Source organism: Salinivibrio sp. MA607 (assembly GCF_001996245.1).
GTDB classification, from domain to species: domain Bacteria; phylum Pseudomonadota; class Gammaproteobacteria; order Enterobacterales; family Vibrionaceae; genus Salinivibrio; species Salinivibrio costicola.
The window spans coordinates 16,454-31,646 of record NZ_MUFJ01000001.1 but is presented as its reverse complement, the minus strand read 5'-3'; the positions used below and the strand labels follow the sequence as shown (position 1 = coordinate 31,646).

The 15,193-nt window shown below is 50.3% G+C and carries 15 protein-coding genes; 2 read left to right on the top strand and 13 right to left on the bottom strand.

Translation table 11 applies throughout. The features are described 5' to 3' along the window. The first annotated feature begins 28 nt into the window (after positions 1 to 28). Entirely contained in the window at positions 29 to 1,384 is a 1,356-nt protein-coding gene (gene gorA, locus BZG81_RS00175) for a glutathione-disulfide reductase (protein WP_021022207.1), read from the top strand. Between the two features lie 80 nt (positions 1,385 to 1,464). Here the strand turns inward: gorA and BZG81_RS00170 are convergent, their stop codons facing one another. The 4 genes from BZG81_RS00170 to BZG81_RS00155 all read right to left on the bottom strand — a co-directional run bounded on the left by BZG81_RS00170 (position 1,465) and on the right by BZG81_RS00155 (position 6,419). After that, a complete protein-coding gene (locus BZG81_RS00170) occupies positions 1,465 to 1,818 on the bottom strand; it encodes an Hpt domain-containing protein (RefSeq protein WP_077576396.1) in 354 nt (117 codons plus the stop codon). A 339-nt stretch (positions 1,819 to 2,157) separates the two neighbouring features. After that, positions 2,158 to 2,454 (bottom strand): hypothetical protein, encoded by a 297-nt coding sequence (locus BZG81_RS00165; protein ID WP_077676489.1) that lies wholly within the window; start codon positions 2,452 to 2,454, stop codon positions 2,158 to 2,160. Continuing rightward, the gene (locus tag BZG81_RS00160; RefSeq protein ID WP_077576397.1) at positions 2,455 to 3,234 is read right to left on the bottom strand and encodes a class I SAM-dependent methyltransferase; all 780 of its coding nucleotides are present in this window, start codon (positions 3,232 to 3,234) and stop codon (positions 2,455 to 2,457) included. Positions 3,235 to 3,269: 35 nt separating this feature from the next. Next, positions 3,270 to 6,419 (bottom strand): bifunctional diguanylate cyclase/phosphodiesterase, encoded by a 3,150-nt coding sequence (locus BZG81_RS00155; RefSeq protein WP_241827336.1) that lies wholly within the window; start codon positions 6,417 to 6,419, stop codon positions 3,270 to 3,272. A 128-nt stretch (positions 6,420 to 6,547) separates the two neighbouring features. Here BZG81_RS00155 and asnC point away from each other — a divergent pair, with 128 nt between their 5' ends. Then, a complete protein-coding gene (gene asnC, locus BZG81_RS00150) occupies positions 6,548 to 7,009 on the top strand; it encodes a transcriptional regulator AsnC (RefSeq protein ID WP_021022202.1) in 462 nt (153 codons plus the stop codon). A 78-nt stretch (positions 7,010 to 7,087) separates the two neighbouring features. Here asnC and hemB read toward each other — a convergent pair whose 3' ends face one another. The 9 genes from hemB to rmuC all read right to left on the bottom strand — a co-directional run bounded on the left by hemB (position 7,088) and on the right by rmuC (position 15,109). Continuing rightward, complete coding sequence (gene hemB / locus BZG81_RS00145; RefSeq protein WP_021022201.1) at positions 7,088 to 8,140, bottom strand: porphobilinogen synthase; 1,053 nt, start codon at positions 8,138 to 8,140, stop codon at positions 7,088 to 7,090. A 69-nt stretch (positions 8,141 to 8,209) separates the two neighbouring features. Next, positions 8,210 to 8,992 (bottom strand): TatD family hydrolase, encoded by a 783-nt coding sequence (locus tag BZG81_RS00140; RefSeq protein ID WP_077676488.1) that lies wholly within the window; start codon positions 8,990 to 8,992, stop codon positions 8,210 to 8,212. Next, positions 8,989 to 9,741: a twin-arginine translocase subunit TatC gene (tatC, locus tag BZG81_RS00135; RefSeq protein ID WP_021022199.1), complete on the bottom strand. Its 753-nt coding sequence runs from the start codon at positions 9,739 to 9,741 to the stop codon at positions 8,989 to 8,991. Before tatC ends, BZG81_RS00140 begins: the two co-directional genes overlap by 4 nt. Before the next feature lie 39 nt (positions 9,742 to 9,780). After that, entirely contained in the window at positions 9,781 to 10,161 is a 381-nt protein-coding gene (gene tatB, locus BZG81_RS00130; protein ID WP_077676487.1) for a Sec-independent protein translocase protein TatB, read from the bottom strand. Between the two features lie 3 nt (positions 10,162 to 10,164). Beyond that, on the bottom strand, positions 10,165 to 10,410 hold the full coding sequence (gene tatA, locus BZG81_RS00125) for a Sec-independent protein translocase subunit TatA (RefSeq protein ID WP_021022197.1): 246 nt from the start codon (positions 10,408 to 10,410) through the stop codon (positions 10,165 to 10,167). Positions 10,411 to 10,463: 53 nt separating this feature from the next. Next, entirely contained in the window at positions 10,464 to 12,110 is a 1,647-nt protein-coding gene (gene ubiB, locus BZG81_RS00120) for a ubiquinone biosynthesis regulatory protein kinase UbiB (protein ID WP_021022196.1), read from the bottom strand. Beyond that, on the bottom strand, positions 12,107 to 12,721 hold the full coding sequence (locus BZG81_RS00115) for a ubiquinone biosynthesis accessory factor UbiJ (RefSeq protein ID WP_077461855.1): 615 nt from the start codon (positions 12,719 to 12,721) through the stop codon (positions 12,107 to 12,109). The genes ubiB and BZG81_RS00115 overlap by 4 nt, the downstream gene beginning before the upstream one ends. 9 nt (positions 12,722 to 12,730) lie before the next feature. Next, positions 12,731 to 13,498, bottom strand: a complete 768-nt coding sequence (gene ubiE / locus BZG81_RS00110) for a bifunctional demethylmenaquinone methyltransferase/2-methoxy-6-polyprenyl-1,4-benzoquinol methylase UbiE (RefSeq protein WP_077461854.1) — start codon at positions 13,496 to 13,498, stop codon at positions 12,731 to 12,733. Between the two features lie 75 nt (positions 13,499 to 13,573). After that, positions 13,574 to 15,109: a DNA recombination protein RmuC gene (gene rmuC, locus BZG81_RS00105; protein ID WP_077669679.1), complete on the bottom strand. Its 1,536-nt coding sequence runs from the start codon at positions 15,107 to 15,109 to the stop codon at positions 13,574 to 13,576. Positions 15,110 to 15,193 lie beyond the last annotated feature (84 nt).

Genomic DNA, 15,193 nt, shown 5'->3' with positions numbered 1-15,193 from the left:
ACCCTGTGCCTATAAGATGGAGAAAGACATGGCGAAGCATTTCGACTATATCTGTATCGGTGGCGGTAGTGGCGGTATTGCCTCTGCCAACCGTGCCGCGATGCACGGTGCTAAAGTCGCCCTTATTGAAGCAAAACACCTAGGCGGCACCTGCGTCAACGTAGGGTGTGTGCCAAAAAAAGTGATGTGGCATGGCGCCCAAGTCGCAGAAGCGCTTAACCTCTACGCGTCAGACTACGGTTTTGATGTGGATGTGAAAGGCTTTAACTGGTCAACACTGGTTAATAACCGTGAAGCCTATATCGGCCGCATCCATAAGGCCTACGACAATGTTTTAGATAAAAACAACATCGATGTCATCCGTGGGTTTGCGCGCTTTGTCGACAACAACACGGTTGAGGTTGATGGTGAGCATTACACCGCCGATAACTTCTTAATTGCGGTCGGTGGCACGCCCACTGTTCCAACAATTCCGGGCGCTGAACTTGGCATCGATTCTGATGGCTTCTTTGCTCTCCCCGAGCAGCCTAAGCGGGTGGCTGTTGTCGGTGCCGGCTATATCGCGGTGGAGATTGCAGGCGTGTTACATGCGCTCGGCTCTGACACCCACTTGTTTGTGCGTAAAGACCGTCCACTACGGACATTCGATCCTATGGTGACAGATACCTTGGTCGAGGTAATGGAAAAAGAGGGGCCAACCCTTCATACCCAGCATGTTCCGGTTTCCGTTACCAAAGAGAACGATGGCAGCCTGACGCTATCATTTGAAAACGGCACCACCCACAATACAGACACCTTGATTTGGGCAATTGGCCGTCACCCCACCACAGATAAAATCAACCTGGGTGCGACGGATGTTCAAACCACGGCAGATGGCTACATCAAAGTCGACCCATACCAGACCACCAGCGTGCCACATATTCACTGTGTCGGCGATATCATGGATGGCGGCATTGAGCTCACCCCTGTTGCGGTGAAGGCGGGACGCTTATTATCAGAGCGCCTATTTAACGGCCAGACACATGCCAAAATGGACTATGAGTTGGTGCCAACCGTGGTATTTAGCCACCCGCCAATCGGCACCATTGGCTTGAGTGAGCCAGAAGCACGCGCCAAGTATGGCGATGACAATATAAAAGTCTACACGTCCAGCTTTGCGGCCATGTACACCGCTGTTACTCAGCACCGTCAACCCTGCAAAATGAAGCTGGTGTGTGCTGGCGATGAAGAAAAAGTGGTGGGCCTGCACGGGATCGGCTTTACGGTCGACGAGATGATTCAAGGCTTTGCGGTGGCGATGAAAATGGGCGCCACTAAGGCAGACTTTGATAGCGTGGTTGCGATTCACCCAACCGGGTCAGAAGAATTCGTTACCATGCGCTAAGCCGCGCGAGATAGGTTCATATCAAAACGCCGTGTCGATACACGGCGTTTTTTATGGGGATTCATTGTTTGTTACAGCAATTAGCCTGTCAACTGCGCACAGAAGCGGGCCAAGCCTTCTTTAAGACTCGCCAGTGCCGCCGTGGCTTGATCGGCTTCTCCTTGCTTGGCCGCTTGCTCTAGTGTCAACGCGTTCTGATACAGCTCTAGTGCGGCCAAATTACTGGCACTGCCTTTCATTTTATGCGCTTCTCGGACTAAATCGGCGTAATTAGCCTCCGCTAACTGCCTTTCCATCATCGGAAGCTGTTGCTCGCTTTCTTCAACAAAAATACGGCAGGCTTCGTCAAGAAGCGCCGGACTGTCCATTAACCGACTTAACGCTTCTTCTTTATCCCAAACCGATAGGTCGGCCTTTCCTTGATTGACACTCATGTTGGATCCTTTGTACTGATAGACCTATGCGCCACATGGGCTTTTTGAATGCTTTGTAGTCATCTTATTTCTAGCTGTTACTAAGGTTAACCAGCTGCGTTTATCCTGTTGAGATAGTGGTTAAACTCAGGTCCAATCATGCTCGCTTTTCCCCCAAATCATAACAACAGAAGTGAGTGCAAATCATGATGGATATGTTGCCTTGGCTAATCGTTTCCGGTCTGATTGTTTCAGTCATCACCGGACTATTAACCGTATTGATGGTAAAAGGCCTCGATTAAATCTGAAAGACTCCATGGTACGCCATGGAGTTTTTGCTTGTCCGCTGTTTATATTGATTTAGGGTTTATCCGACTTAGCCTTCTTTCTGGCCTTTTTATCCGCTTTACCCTTTTTGTCTTTCTTGGCTGCTTTTTGTTTGGCTTTTTTAGCTTTTTTAGCGGCGTGATCAGACGCTTTCTTCGCTTTCTTTTCTTCACCACTCACTAGCGAGATAGGACGACAGACGTAGCCTTTTCCACTCGCGACCCGCGCACATTTACTACAAGCCACGCGTGGCGGTGTGGTAATGATTGCCAAGGAGGATAGGTTAGCTTCAACCTCGCCTCGGCGCCATTTACATAAAGCTTTGGCCACTTACGCCTCCGCGCCTAACGCTGCGTTAATGTACATATCAAAACGGTTTTTCTTGGTGGTGATGGTCGAATGCGGTGGTCTATCCGCTAACGGCGTCGCATAATCCGGCCGCTTAACCACCACGCGACTGCGGGCCAGTTGAAGTGCGGGCAGCAATAAGGCATCTGCATCGCTATCTGCCCCCACTAAAGATTGAAAAACGCGCATCTCTTTTTTCACCAAGGCGGCTTTTTTCTTGTGGGGATACATGGGATCAAGGTAAATCACATCAGGTCGCACCAAACCTGGCATGTTTGCCATGTCAGTCAGTGCTTGCTCACTATTGGCATGCAATAACGTCATCCGTGATTGCATCCATGCACCAATATCGGGGTCCTGATAGGCTCGCTGTAAGCCATCATCAAGCAAGGCGGCAACAACCGGATGCCTTTCTATCATTTGCACGGAGCAGCCTAAAGACGCCAATACGAACGCATCGCGCCCCAGTCCAGCGGTGGCATCGAGTACGCGCGGGGTGATCCCCTTATTGAGCCCAACCGCTTTCGCTATCGCTTGTCCTTTCCCCCCGCCAAATTTACGACGGTGGGCGACCGCACCGCTCACAAAGTCAACAAACACTGCCCCTAATTTAGGTTCATCGCGCTTGCGTAGTTCAAGATGCGTTTGTGTCATTACCAGGGCAAACGATGAATCAGGATCGTGAGTGAGTGACCACTTCGACTTTAGCCTTTCAAATTCCTCGTCTTTTTCAAGAGCGTCACAAATCAAACTGAGTTGCACATCGGATCTCCACAGCTGGGGCTGGTCCGATTATATCAGAGATGGTTTTTTTCCTTCACTGTCTCACGACTGGGACGCCACTTTTTTACCTGATCGCTCAACGGCGCCGGGATACTAAAGTGATAACCTTGGGCATAGTCGATGCCAAGCGCTTTGACTCTGTCCAAGATAGCTGCGTTTTCAACAAATTCAGCCACGGTTTGTTTTCCCATTTGCTTAGCTAAATCATGAATGGCTTTCACCATGGCATAGTCGGTTTCATCAGTCTCAATATCGCGGATAAACTGTCCGTCAATTTTTATAATATCGACCGGTAAACGCTTCAGATAGCCAAACGAAGAAATGCCGGCACCAAAATCGTCTAAGGCGATGGTACAGCCCAGTGCTTTAAGCTGAGAAAACAGATCGATCGCACTGCTCATATTACTGATCGCCGCGGTTTCCGTGATCTCCAGGCAGAGGCACTCGCTGGGCACCTGGGTCTGTTTAATGGCATCAAGGAGAAAAGCAACGAACGTGCTTTGGGTAATCGACCGGCCCGATAGATTAATCGATACCTTGCCCAACTTCGCAATTTGCTCGGGATTCGCATCAAACCAGGCAAGCGTTTTGGTTACCACCACCGTATCCAGTTGATGCGCCATGCTGTAGCGTTCGGCGGCAGGAATAAACATACTAGGAGGTAACCAACCGCCTTTGGTGTCGCGCATTCTGACCAGTGCTTCAATGTAGAGCGTGTCTTGCGCATCTGATTGGATATCCACAATTTGTTGTGCATAGATGTCAAAGCGGTCATGCGCGATCGCCTCATGAATATGGCTGACATAAGCCATTTCTTGCTCTCGGCGTTGCAGCTCTTCATCATCGGGGTGATAAATGTGGAGTCGATTGCGGCCTTCATCTTTAGCGGCATAACACGCTGTGTCTGCTTGGGCATGAACTTGTTGAGGCGAACCCGCGGTACGGTCAAGCAGACGAATCCCCAACGAGCACGCTAAGCGCATCCGGCTGCCATGCCAGAAGAACTCACTGTCAGCAAGCACCGCCAGCAAAGATCTTCCCCAGTTCACTGACTGCTCCGCGGCGTGATGATACGCGATAACGCCAAACTCATCACCACCTAAGCGTGAGAGTACCGCCCCTTCCGGCAAGTGCTGACGGATAATCTGAGCCACTTGTTTTAACGCCTCATCCCCCGCTTCATGGCCCGCGGTATCATTAATTAATTTAAACTGGTCCATATCGATGTAGAACATCGCATGGCACTCACCATCTTCTCGAGCTTGTAATAATGCCGCGGCCAGTTTTTGTTCAAAGTAGCTACGGTTGTAAAGACCGGTCAAATAGTCATGATGCGCTTGATAGGTCAGCTGGTTTTCCATTTCTCGGTGCGCGGTAATATCTTCACCCACGACCATTAGCTGGGTTTGATTGTGCATAGCGCGGATGGTTTCTCGAACCCACAAGGTGTGTCCATTGCCGGCTCGATACGGAATCTCACGGCGCCAGACTTGCTCTTGGTTATGCTGATCCCGTTTAATCATCCGATGGGGTGGCGCCTGGTCGCTCACATACAGCTCAGTGATTTTATGGCCCAGTAAGCACGATTTTTCATGGCCGAATAAATCTGCGGCGTATTGGTTCAGTGACTGGATGCGCGCCTGGTAGTCCACCGTTAACAAAATAACGGGTTGTTGCTCATAGAGCATGCGATATTCAATTTCGCTGCGCTGTAGCTTCTCTTCAGTTTGTTTGCGTTGGGTGACATCTCGCGCTTCAAGTAATACGCGTGGCTGGCCTCGTTCACCGGGAAAGCTTTTCACTGCCACGTCCAAGATCACTTCACGGTGGGCTTCGCTTAAACATAATTCAAACCGCTTTGGCTGGGTGGTTCCAATCTGTTTTAGGTGTTGCTCCAAACTTGCCGGATTACGCCACATTGGCCACAGCCATAAAGGACGCTCTCCATACGCCTGCCTGTCGGTGATCAGCTGATAAAAGCTGGTGTTGCCTGAAACGACGATGCCATTTTGATCCAACAACGCGATCAGTTGATTACTTTGATCAAACACCCCTTTGAGCATCGCCCGGTGACGCATCAACGATGCCTCACTGCGTCGAAGCTGACGAATATTCGCGGCTAGCATGACAATCACGCTGCCCAGTACCAAAACAGCCAAGGCGACCGCTTGCACAGCCACCGGATGAGTTTGCCATATTGGTTCGGGTTGATTGGTGATCGTCACATCATCAAACGCGCTAATATCTAACTGCCAGCGCTTGAGTGCCGGGTAATCAAACATGGTGATATTGGTCCCATCACGTTCGGCGGGTAGCTGACCACTCAAGGTCTTAAGAAGGAGCTTCCCTTGATGGTAGCCTTGATTTTTACCATCTATCACCACGCCGCCGACCACACCCTGACCGAGCATAAAACTCATGGCACCATAGATGGGCACGGGCGTATTGTGAGTGAGCGTTCGGATACCACTGAGTTTATCGAGAAATTGTCCGTTGCTATCCCTAAAATAGGAAAGATAAAACACCGCCTCACCGTCATGCATGGCTTGAATTCTATCGCGTAGTCCCGAAAAGGTGAGACTAGAAAGGCGCACGACGTCGATGCCAGAATCACCGTTTCTGGCCAGTTGCGCTTGCACGACATTCCAGTATTGACGACTCGAGAAGGTATTATCGAGCAACACATAAACGCGCTCTAAACCAGGGTGCAACCGCTTCATTAACGCCAAGTTGCGCGGTAGATCCACTTCCTCTTTGACGCCGGTTAGCTTAGGGAGCAACGGATAATGCTGGCGACCAAAGTTATTCAGGCCCGCGTAAACAACTGGCGTTTCACCAACATATTCATGCAACTGATGGATTAACCAAAGTGCGGCATTATCCGTGGTTAAGATCGCATCGAATTGATGGTTCCCGAGCTTTTGGATATAGAGTTTTTTGAGTTGCTCTCGATACGCCTCTGACTGATAACGTTTAATTTCTAGATAAGTATGTTGAAACGCAATGTCTTCTCCCGCGGTGGCAGTATCGAGTCCTTCGACCAGAGCTTGGTTCCAAAAGAAGTTGGGATGATAGGAATGCACCACCAGCACGTTTTTTTGTGCGGCGCTGACACTCAATGCTACCCAGAACAGTAAACCGCCTAAAAGGTATTTGATCCCCACATCTACTTCCTGTTGGTTGATTGGTATCGCACTAAACAACGCGATACCCTACATTAGGTGTTAACCGAACGGTCAAGCAATCGTGTTAACGAAAAACAAGACCTCGCTATAATAAAAAGACGAAAACAATGAACGAATTGCCGAAACTGGATGACCTTGATCGTCGAATTCTTTCTACCTTACTGGATGATGCACGCGTTCCTTACGCAGAAATGGCAAAGCGATTTAATGTCAGCCCTGCCACCGTGCACGTTCGTGTCGAAAAGATGAAAGCCGCTGGCATTATCGAAGGCACCGAGATATTGGTAAATACTAAAAAGCTAGGCTATGACGTATGCTGCTTTATTGGTATCAATCTGAAAGCGGCGCGCGATTACCACTCCGCGCTAGAAAAGCTGAACCAACTCGATGAGGTAGTCGAAGCTTACTATACGACAGGGGCCTATAACATCTTCGTGAAGCTGATGTGTCGCTCTATCGAGGAGTTACAGTTTGTATTGATTGATAAACTGCAGGCCATCGATGAGGTCCAATCGACAGAGACACTGATCTCACTACAGAACCCGATCAACCGCAATGTTATCCCTTAAGTTTTGTGGGGTAATTCATGCCCTTACTAAAAAAACGCCCCTGCCAATGGCAAGGGCGTAGAGACACTGTGTGGTCATTTAGCCGACGGTATCTTCCGGCCGCGGTGGTAATGGAGCGCCCGCGTCTTCGGCTAACCACTCGGCAACTTGCTTGGCAAAGTAGGTTAAAATGCCATCCGCACCCGCTCGCTTAAAGCACAGAAGTGATTCCATTACCGTTTCCCGCTCTTTCAGCCAACCGTTATCAAACGCTACTTTATGCATGGCATACTCACCAGACACTTGGTAGGCAAACGTTGGCACATTGAGCTCACTTTTCACTCGGCGCACCACGTCCAAATACGGCATTCCAGGCTTCACCATCACGGTATCGGCGCCTTCAGCAATGTCCATTGCAACCTCATGGAGGGCTTCGTCACTATTGGCCGGATCCATTTGGTAGTTGGCTTTGTTACCGCCTTTAAGGTTAGCTGCTGAACCAAGTGCATCACGGAAAGGCCCGTAGTAGTTGGAAGCATACTTGGCTGAATATGCCATGATTTGGGTATTAATATAGCCGTTTGCTTCCAACGCTTCGCGAATACGTCCAATTCGCCCGTCCATCATATCCGACGGGGCGACAATATCGACACCAGCTTCGGCATGAGACAGGGCTTGCTTGATCAGTACCTCAGTGGTTGGCTCATTCATCACATAGCCGTCGTCGTCGATAATACCGTCTTGACCATGAATGGTATAAGGGTCAAGCGCCACATCAGTAATCACGCCCATTTGTGGCACATGCTCTTTGAGCAGGCGCACAGCACGAGGCACTAACCCTTCCGGATTAAAGGCTTCCGATGCACAGAGCGTTTTAGCATCTTTGGGGATCACCGGAAACAGGGCGATCGCGGGCACTCCCAATTTGGCAAGGTAGTCCGCTTCATGTAACAGCAAGTCGATAGACAGTCGTTCAATACCTGGCATTGAAGCCACTGGCTCGCGACGGTTTTTGCCCATCAGGACGAAGACCGGATAAATTAAATCATTGGCAGAGAGTGTATGTTCTGCCACCAAACGGCGGCTAAAATCAGTTTTGCGTGTACGACGCAGGCGTCGTGCAGGAAAGGCGCTTTGAATGGATACGGCCACGGTATCCTCCTTAATGTTGCAGACCTGGGCTTTGGGGCAGCGTACTGCCTCGCTATCGTTATGCACCCCTCACTGTATCGAGAAACAGCGCTGGGTATTTTTTATTGTACAATCAATAATCTGTTCAACAGGCTGTTGGCGAAGTTGCGCCACCGCCTGTGCAATATGCGGTAAATACTTGGGCTCATTACGGCTACGTTTGGGCCGCGGGCGCAGATCGCGCGGCTGCAAATACGGGGCATCCGTTTCAATCATCAAGCGATCATCGGGCAGCCAGCTTACCTGTTGCTGAAGCTGCTGTCCGCGCCGTTCGTCGCAGAGCCAACCGGTGATACCTATGTATAACCCGGCATCCAAGCAATCTCGCAGTGCCTGATCCTCACCGGTAAAACAGTGCAGTACCGCCGCCGGCAACTTGTCTAACCAAGGACGCAATATCGCCAGCCAACGGTCATGAGCCTCCCGACAATGCATAAATACCGGCATTGACTGCTCAGCGGCTAATGCGAGTTGCGCCTCAAAGACCGCTTCTTGTTGCGGGCGCGGCGAAAAGTCACGGTTAAAGTCGAGGCCACATTCCCCTATCGCCACCACCTCGGCGCGCTGCGCCAGTTGCCGAATCATGGTTAAATTGGCTGGATCGACAGATTTGGCATCGTGCGGATGCACCCCGGCAGTGGCATAGGCGTAGCCAGGGTACCGCGCCGCTAAATCCGCCGCTGCTTGGCTTTCTTCAACGTTGGTGCCGGTAAAAATCATCCCAGAGACGCCGGCTTGCTGCGCATGAGCAACAACCTCGTCTCTGTCTTTATCAAATCGTGAGCTGGTGAGATTGACACCAATATCAATCATTCATTGGCCTCTTCAGATGCCGATGCGTCGCGCGGGACATAAAAACGTGACAGCAACACACCCAGCTCGAACAGCAAACACATAGGAATGGCGAGCAAGGTTTGCGAAATCATATCGGGCGGGGTCAACATCATGCCAACGACAAAGGCCGCCACCACGACATACGGACGCTTGCTGGTCAAGCTTTTCGCGGTTGTCGCGCCCGTCCAGACCAGCAGTATAATCGCAATAGGGATTTCAAAGGCAATACCAAATGCTAGAAATAAAGCCAAAATGAAATCGAGATAACTGGCAATATCCGTTGCCACCTGTACCCCTTCTGGCGCAATCGAGGTAAAAAAGCCAAACACCAAGGGCAATACCACCCAGTAGGCAAACGCCACGCCCGCATAAAACAACAACGAGCTCGATACCAAAAGCGGCATCACCAAGCGCTGCTCATGCTTATACAGGCCAGGGGCAACAAAGGCCCAAATTTGGTAAAGCACCACGGGGATGGCAACAAACACCGAGATAACCAGCGTCAGTTTGATGGGGGTGAAAAAGGGCGACGCCACATCGGTGGCAATCATGCTCGCCCCTTCAGGCAGCTTGTCAATCAGTGGCTGAGCGACCAAGCTATAAATGTCGTTGGCAAAATACACTAACCCGGCAAAGACCACTAAGATGGCAACGATGGCGCGAAGCAGGCGGTTACGGAGCTCCATCAGATGACTGATGAGTGGCTGAGAATCGTTTACAGAAGACATAGTGGTTTTTTCATCAGAGACATAAGGCGTCGCTCGTTATCACTTATCGGTCGACGAGGTGGACGAGGGACTGGTGGCCGTGTCCGCACTCTCGGTATCACGCGCTGCAGCGGTTGATGTTGGCGAAGACGCATAAGGATGCTGCACATCGGCGGCTCGCTGTCGCAGCGTCTCCACCGATTCTTGCAGTTCAGGGGAGAGATTTTTCATCCCTGCTTGCTCGGCTTTGTGCAAATTATCTTGCAACTCTTTGATCTTGAGCTCTTGCTCGAGCTCGTCACGGACCGAACCTGCCATACGCTTGGCCGCGCCCACCCAACGTGACACATTACGTATCGCAATGGGCAGCCGCTCTGGGCCAAGCACCACAAGGCCAATGACGGCAATCAGTACCAGCTCCCAGAAACCAATATCAAACACGGCTTATACCTGCTCTTTGTCTTTTTGCGTTTTTTCGCTTTTCGACGGTTCAGCACGCTCATTAAGCGACGTTGGCTCGAAGTCAGCATCTTGATCAGCGCGCTTACCCTCGTCATCATGCATCGCTTTTTTGAACCCTTTTACCGCAGAGCCCAAATCACCACCCATATTGCGTAACTTCTTGGTGCCAAACAATAACACCACGATGACTGCAATGATCAGCAGCTGCCAAATACTAATTCCACCCATACCGGTTCCCTTTATTCCGCTTGGTTAATGTTATGTGCGCAGCAGTGTAACTGCTATTTGTTACAGGTTTTATTACAAAGTCGCCAGCCACACAACCAGAAAACGACCGCCCCCGCTGTCGCAACACTCGGTAGTGTATCGATCCGGTTGGCATACAAGATAGTCGCAGTCAGTAGTAAGGTGGCACCAATACCCAGTAGATATGTGGCGCGCGAGTGGCGCTGTTTGGTCTGTAAATAGCTTTGATAGTAGGTGTCTAACCGCTGATTAACTTGCCGCCCCTGGCGGAGGCCATCGTAGATTAGCTCGGGAATTTCTGGCAGCTTTTCGGCCCAAAATGGTGCCTTCTCTTTGACCGCCGCCCATACCGCTTGCGGTCCGACTTGCTGTTTCATCCACGACTCTAAAAACGGCTTTGCTGTGGTCCACAAATCAAGTTGCGGATAAAGCTGACGTCCAAGCCCTTCAATATAGAGCAATGTTTTTTGCAGTAAGACCAGCTGTGGCTGCACTTCCATATTAAAGCGGCGCGCGGTGTTGAAGAGGTTTAATAACACATTACCGAACGAAATTTCACACAGCGGCTTTTCGAAAATCGGCTCGCACACGGTACGAATAGCAAATTCGAAATCGTCGACATTGGTGTCATGCGGCACCCAACCTGAATCGACATGAAGCTCAGCGACCTTGCGATAATCACGGTTAAAGAAGGCAATAAAGTTTTCCGCTAGATAGCGTTTATCATCGCGGTTTAACGTACCAACAATACCGCAATCAAGCCCAATCCACTGCGGGTCGTGCGGGTGTTCATACGACACAAATACGTTGCCTGGGTGCATGTCCGCATGGAAAAAACTATCGCGGAAGACCTGGGTGAAAAAGACTTCAACCCCCCGCTCGGCGAGCAGCTTCATATCTGTACCGTTCGCCTCAAGCGCGTCGATATCTGACACTTGAATACCGTAAATGCGCTCAGACACCATCACGTCTTTGCGGCAATAGTCACTAAACACTTCGGGCACATACAAGGCTTGATCGTTTTCAAAGTTGCGACGCAATTGAATGGTATTCGCCGCTTCGCGCATTAAATCCAGTTCATCAAGCAAGGTTTTTTCATATTCGCGAATCACTTCTACCGGCTTTAAGCGACGTGCATCAGGGAGAAAACGCGCCACCAGCCGTGCCACGCGATACATCAGACGCAAGTCGGCCTGAATAACCGGCAAGATATCGGGACGGATCACCTTAATCACCACTTCACGGCCATTTTCTTTTAATGTCGCGGTGTGGACTTGTGCGATGGATGCGGAGGCTAATGGGTTGGGCTCAAAATCACTGAACCAAGTTTCCAGAGGCCCACCCAGTGACGCTTCAATTTGCGTTTTTGCTTTGTGGCCATCAAAGGGTGCGACTTTATCTTGCAACTGGGCGAGTTCATTGGCGATATGAGCAGGAAAAAGATCGCGGCGGGTCGACATCATTTGCCCAAGCTTTACCCATACCGGCCCCAAACTTTGCATCGCTAAACGCAAGCGCTCACCCACAGGCTTGTCTGGGTGTTGGTTTTTAAGCCAAAACAGCGATTTACGCCCAAGATGGGCGAGTCGAGTCAGCGGTTGCCTGGGTAGTAGGGCATCAACACCGTACAATAACAAAGTACGAATAATAAAATACAGGCGACGAATCTCACTGAGTGTCATGCGGACTCCATCCGTTCTACTAACTGCTTAACCTTGGCTTCCAACCGCGCCGCGTCACTGCGCAATTCATCCACTTGATCACTGTATGCCGCCACTTCTAACGGCCCCGGCGCCAAGCGCCACTCTTCGGTGATCACTTCCCCAGCATAGCGCTGCTGACGCTGAGCCAGTTGTTGTAATTGCTGCCAACGCTGCTGTGCCTGACTGACGAGGGTATGGGCAACCACATCTCCGGTATAAGGCGATAACCATTCGGCGACATCAAACTGAATGCCGCTCAACAATTGAGAAAACTGCTGGGCCACGTCCATATCACCATCAAGTGTCAGCTTATCGGCTTTTATTAACGCAGTAAGATTGGCTTTTTGCTGCAACTGCGGCAACGCAGAAAGCGAGAGGGATAGTGCACAATCAAGCTCTCCCTCGTAATGGCTCAGTACATCGATCTGCTGGCCAAAAACAAAGACCCACTGTCGATTATATTCTTGCAGCGTGACGCCAATACTGCGCCCTTTTAGTCGCGCTAAACGGCGCTGGCTATCTGCATCTTTATTAATCACGCCATTTAAGGCGGTCTCGAGTCCTGCACACACGAGTGAGTCAAACGCCATACCGGCTCCTTAGAATTTATACCCACGGTGCAGCGCGACAATGCCACCGGTGAGATTATAATAGCTGGCTTGTTCAAAGCCGGCTTGTTCCATCATGCCTTTCAAGGTTTCTTGATCAGGGTGCATACGAATTGATTCAGCAAGATAACGATAGCTATCTGGGTCATTGACAATGAGCTGCCCCATCTTAGGTAAAATGTGGAACGAATAGGCGTCGTATACTTTCGATAACGGCTTCGCCACCGGTTTAGAAAACTCTAGGACCAGAAGGCGCCCTCCCGGTTTGAGTACACGAAACATCGAGCGCAGCGCCGCATCTTTATCGGTGACATTACGAAGCCCAAACGCGATGGTAATACAGTCAAAGTGATCGTCAGGAAAAGGTAGCTGCTCGGCATTCGCCTGCACATAGCTCACGTTGCCAACAATACCCTTATCGCGCAACTTATCGCGACCCACTTTCAGCATCGAGTTATTGATATCCGCGAGTACCACCTCACCTTGCTCACCGACGATGCGAGAAAACTTGGCGGTCAGATCACCGGTGCCGCCGGCTAAATCCAACACTTTTTGTCCGGGGCGTACACCACTACAGTCAATGGTGAAGCGCTTCCATACCCGATGAATGCCCATCGACATCACATCATTCATCAGATCGTATTTAGCGGCGACCGAATGAAATACATCAGCCACGAGGCTTTCTTTTTCTTGGCGTTTGACTTTCTGGTAGCCAAAATCAATCGTTTCTTGGTCCTGGTGCGAATTTTTCTCTGTCATTGTATTCCCCTAACATATTGGCTCCAGTTTACTTTATCGCCCATCCGGACTCCAAGCGCGCAACCCAGTTTATTCTCATTCTTGCGTGGTGGTGCCTGGGTCCGTCTGCATGACATTGACCGACTCTCCCGGTCCAGGTTCCGTGGCCACACTGGCCAGCGCCGGACTTATATCGCGTTTAACCTCGACACCTAGGGCTTTAAAGCTCTCCGCTTGGCGCAAGATATTGCCGCGCCCTTGGCTAAGTTTGTTCATCGCTCCTTGATAACTGTCACTGGCTTTACCTAGCGCGCTGCCCAGCCCTTCCATATCGCTAACAAAAAGTCGCACCTTGTCATAAAGCTTGCTGGCCTTCTCGGCGATTTGTTTGGCGTTTTGATTTTGATATTCATAGCGCCATAAATTATTGATTGTTCTGAGAGCCACTAACAAGGTGGTCGGGCTCACCAGCATGATGTTGTTGTCCATGGCGTCCCGAATCAGGCTGGCATCCGCCTCAACCGCGACCTGAAAAGCCGGCTCAACAGGAATAAACATCAGTACGTAATCCAGTGAGCGTACTCCATGGAGTTGATGATAATCTTTGCGACCCAAACCACGAATATGCTGACGAATTGCCTGGACGTGCTCTTTAAGCGCGGCATCTTGTTCGGCTAGTGTCTCAGCGTTGTAATAGCGTTCATACGCGACCAAGGCCATTTTGGCATCAACGACGACATCTTTTTCTTGTGGCAATTTAACCACCACATCCGGCTGATAGCGCTTGCCCTGTTCATTTTCAAAGCTGACTTGGGTTTGGTACTCACGCCCCTCTCGCAAGCCAGACTCTTCTAAAATGCGCGCGAGGACCACTTCGCCCCAATTACCTTGTTGCTTATTATCGCCTTTAAGCGCCTGAGTCAGGTTATGGGCCTCACGGGTCATGTCCGCGTTTAATTGTTGTAAATTTTTGATTTCATGAATCAAGGTATGGCGCTCTTTGGCTTGCTCGCCAAAGCTGTCGGTCACCTGCTTCTTAAATCCTTCCAACTGCGATTTAAGCGGTCCAAGCAGGCTTTCTAAGCTCATTTTATTTTGCTCATCGACCGAGTGGACTTTTTGCTCAAATACTTGATTGGCAAGTTGCTCAAACTGGGTGCGTAATCGCTCCTCCGCGTTTTCTAGCAGTGCGTGTTTTTCCTTTGCCGCGTTTAACTGCTGCTCCGCGCTGGCTTTGACTTCTCGCAACTCTGCCAACAGTTCAGACTTTTCCTCACGTACCGTATCGAGTTTATCTGACAGTGCATGATTGTCTTGGCGTAATTGTTCCAATTGGCGCAGTTTCTCGCTCGCCGACGTCAACTTTCCATAATACTGGCGTAACTCTTGCGTCAGACGATCGCGCTCGACATCTAAGCTATCTAACTCGTGCTGTTGCTGATCAAGCTGCTGCTGCAGTTGTTGGTGTTGCATGTCAGCACTGGCTTGTTGCTGCGCATATTGCGTTTCATACCATTGCTGGTATTGCGCAACGACACGTCGGTGTAGGCCATAACCGAGTCCAAGGGCACTGACAGCGCCAAAACAAAACGTGAGAATAGGTAAAGCGGAAAATGACAAGCCATCAAGCATAAAGCGTTCTCTATTGTGCGGTCATTGGTATTAGCAAAGGCTAATGGGATACTGGATAGATGTCCAGTCTATCTCAGTCAGTTA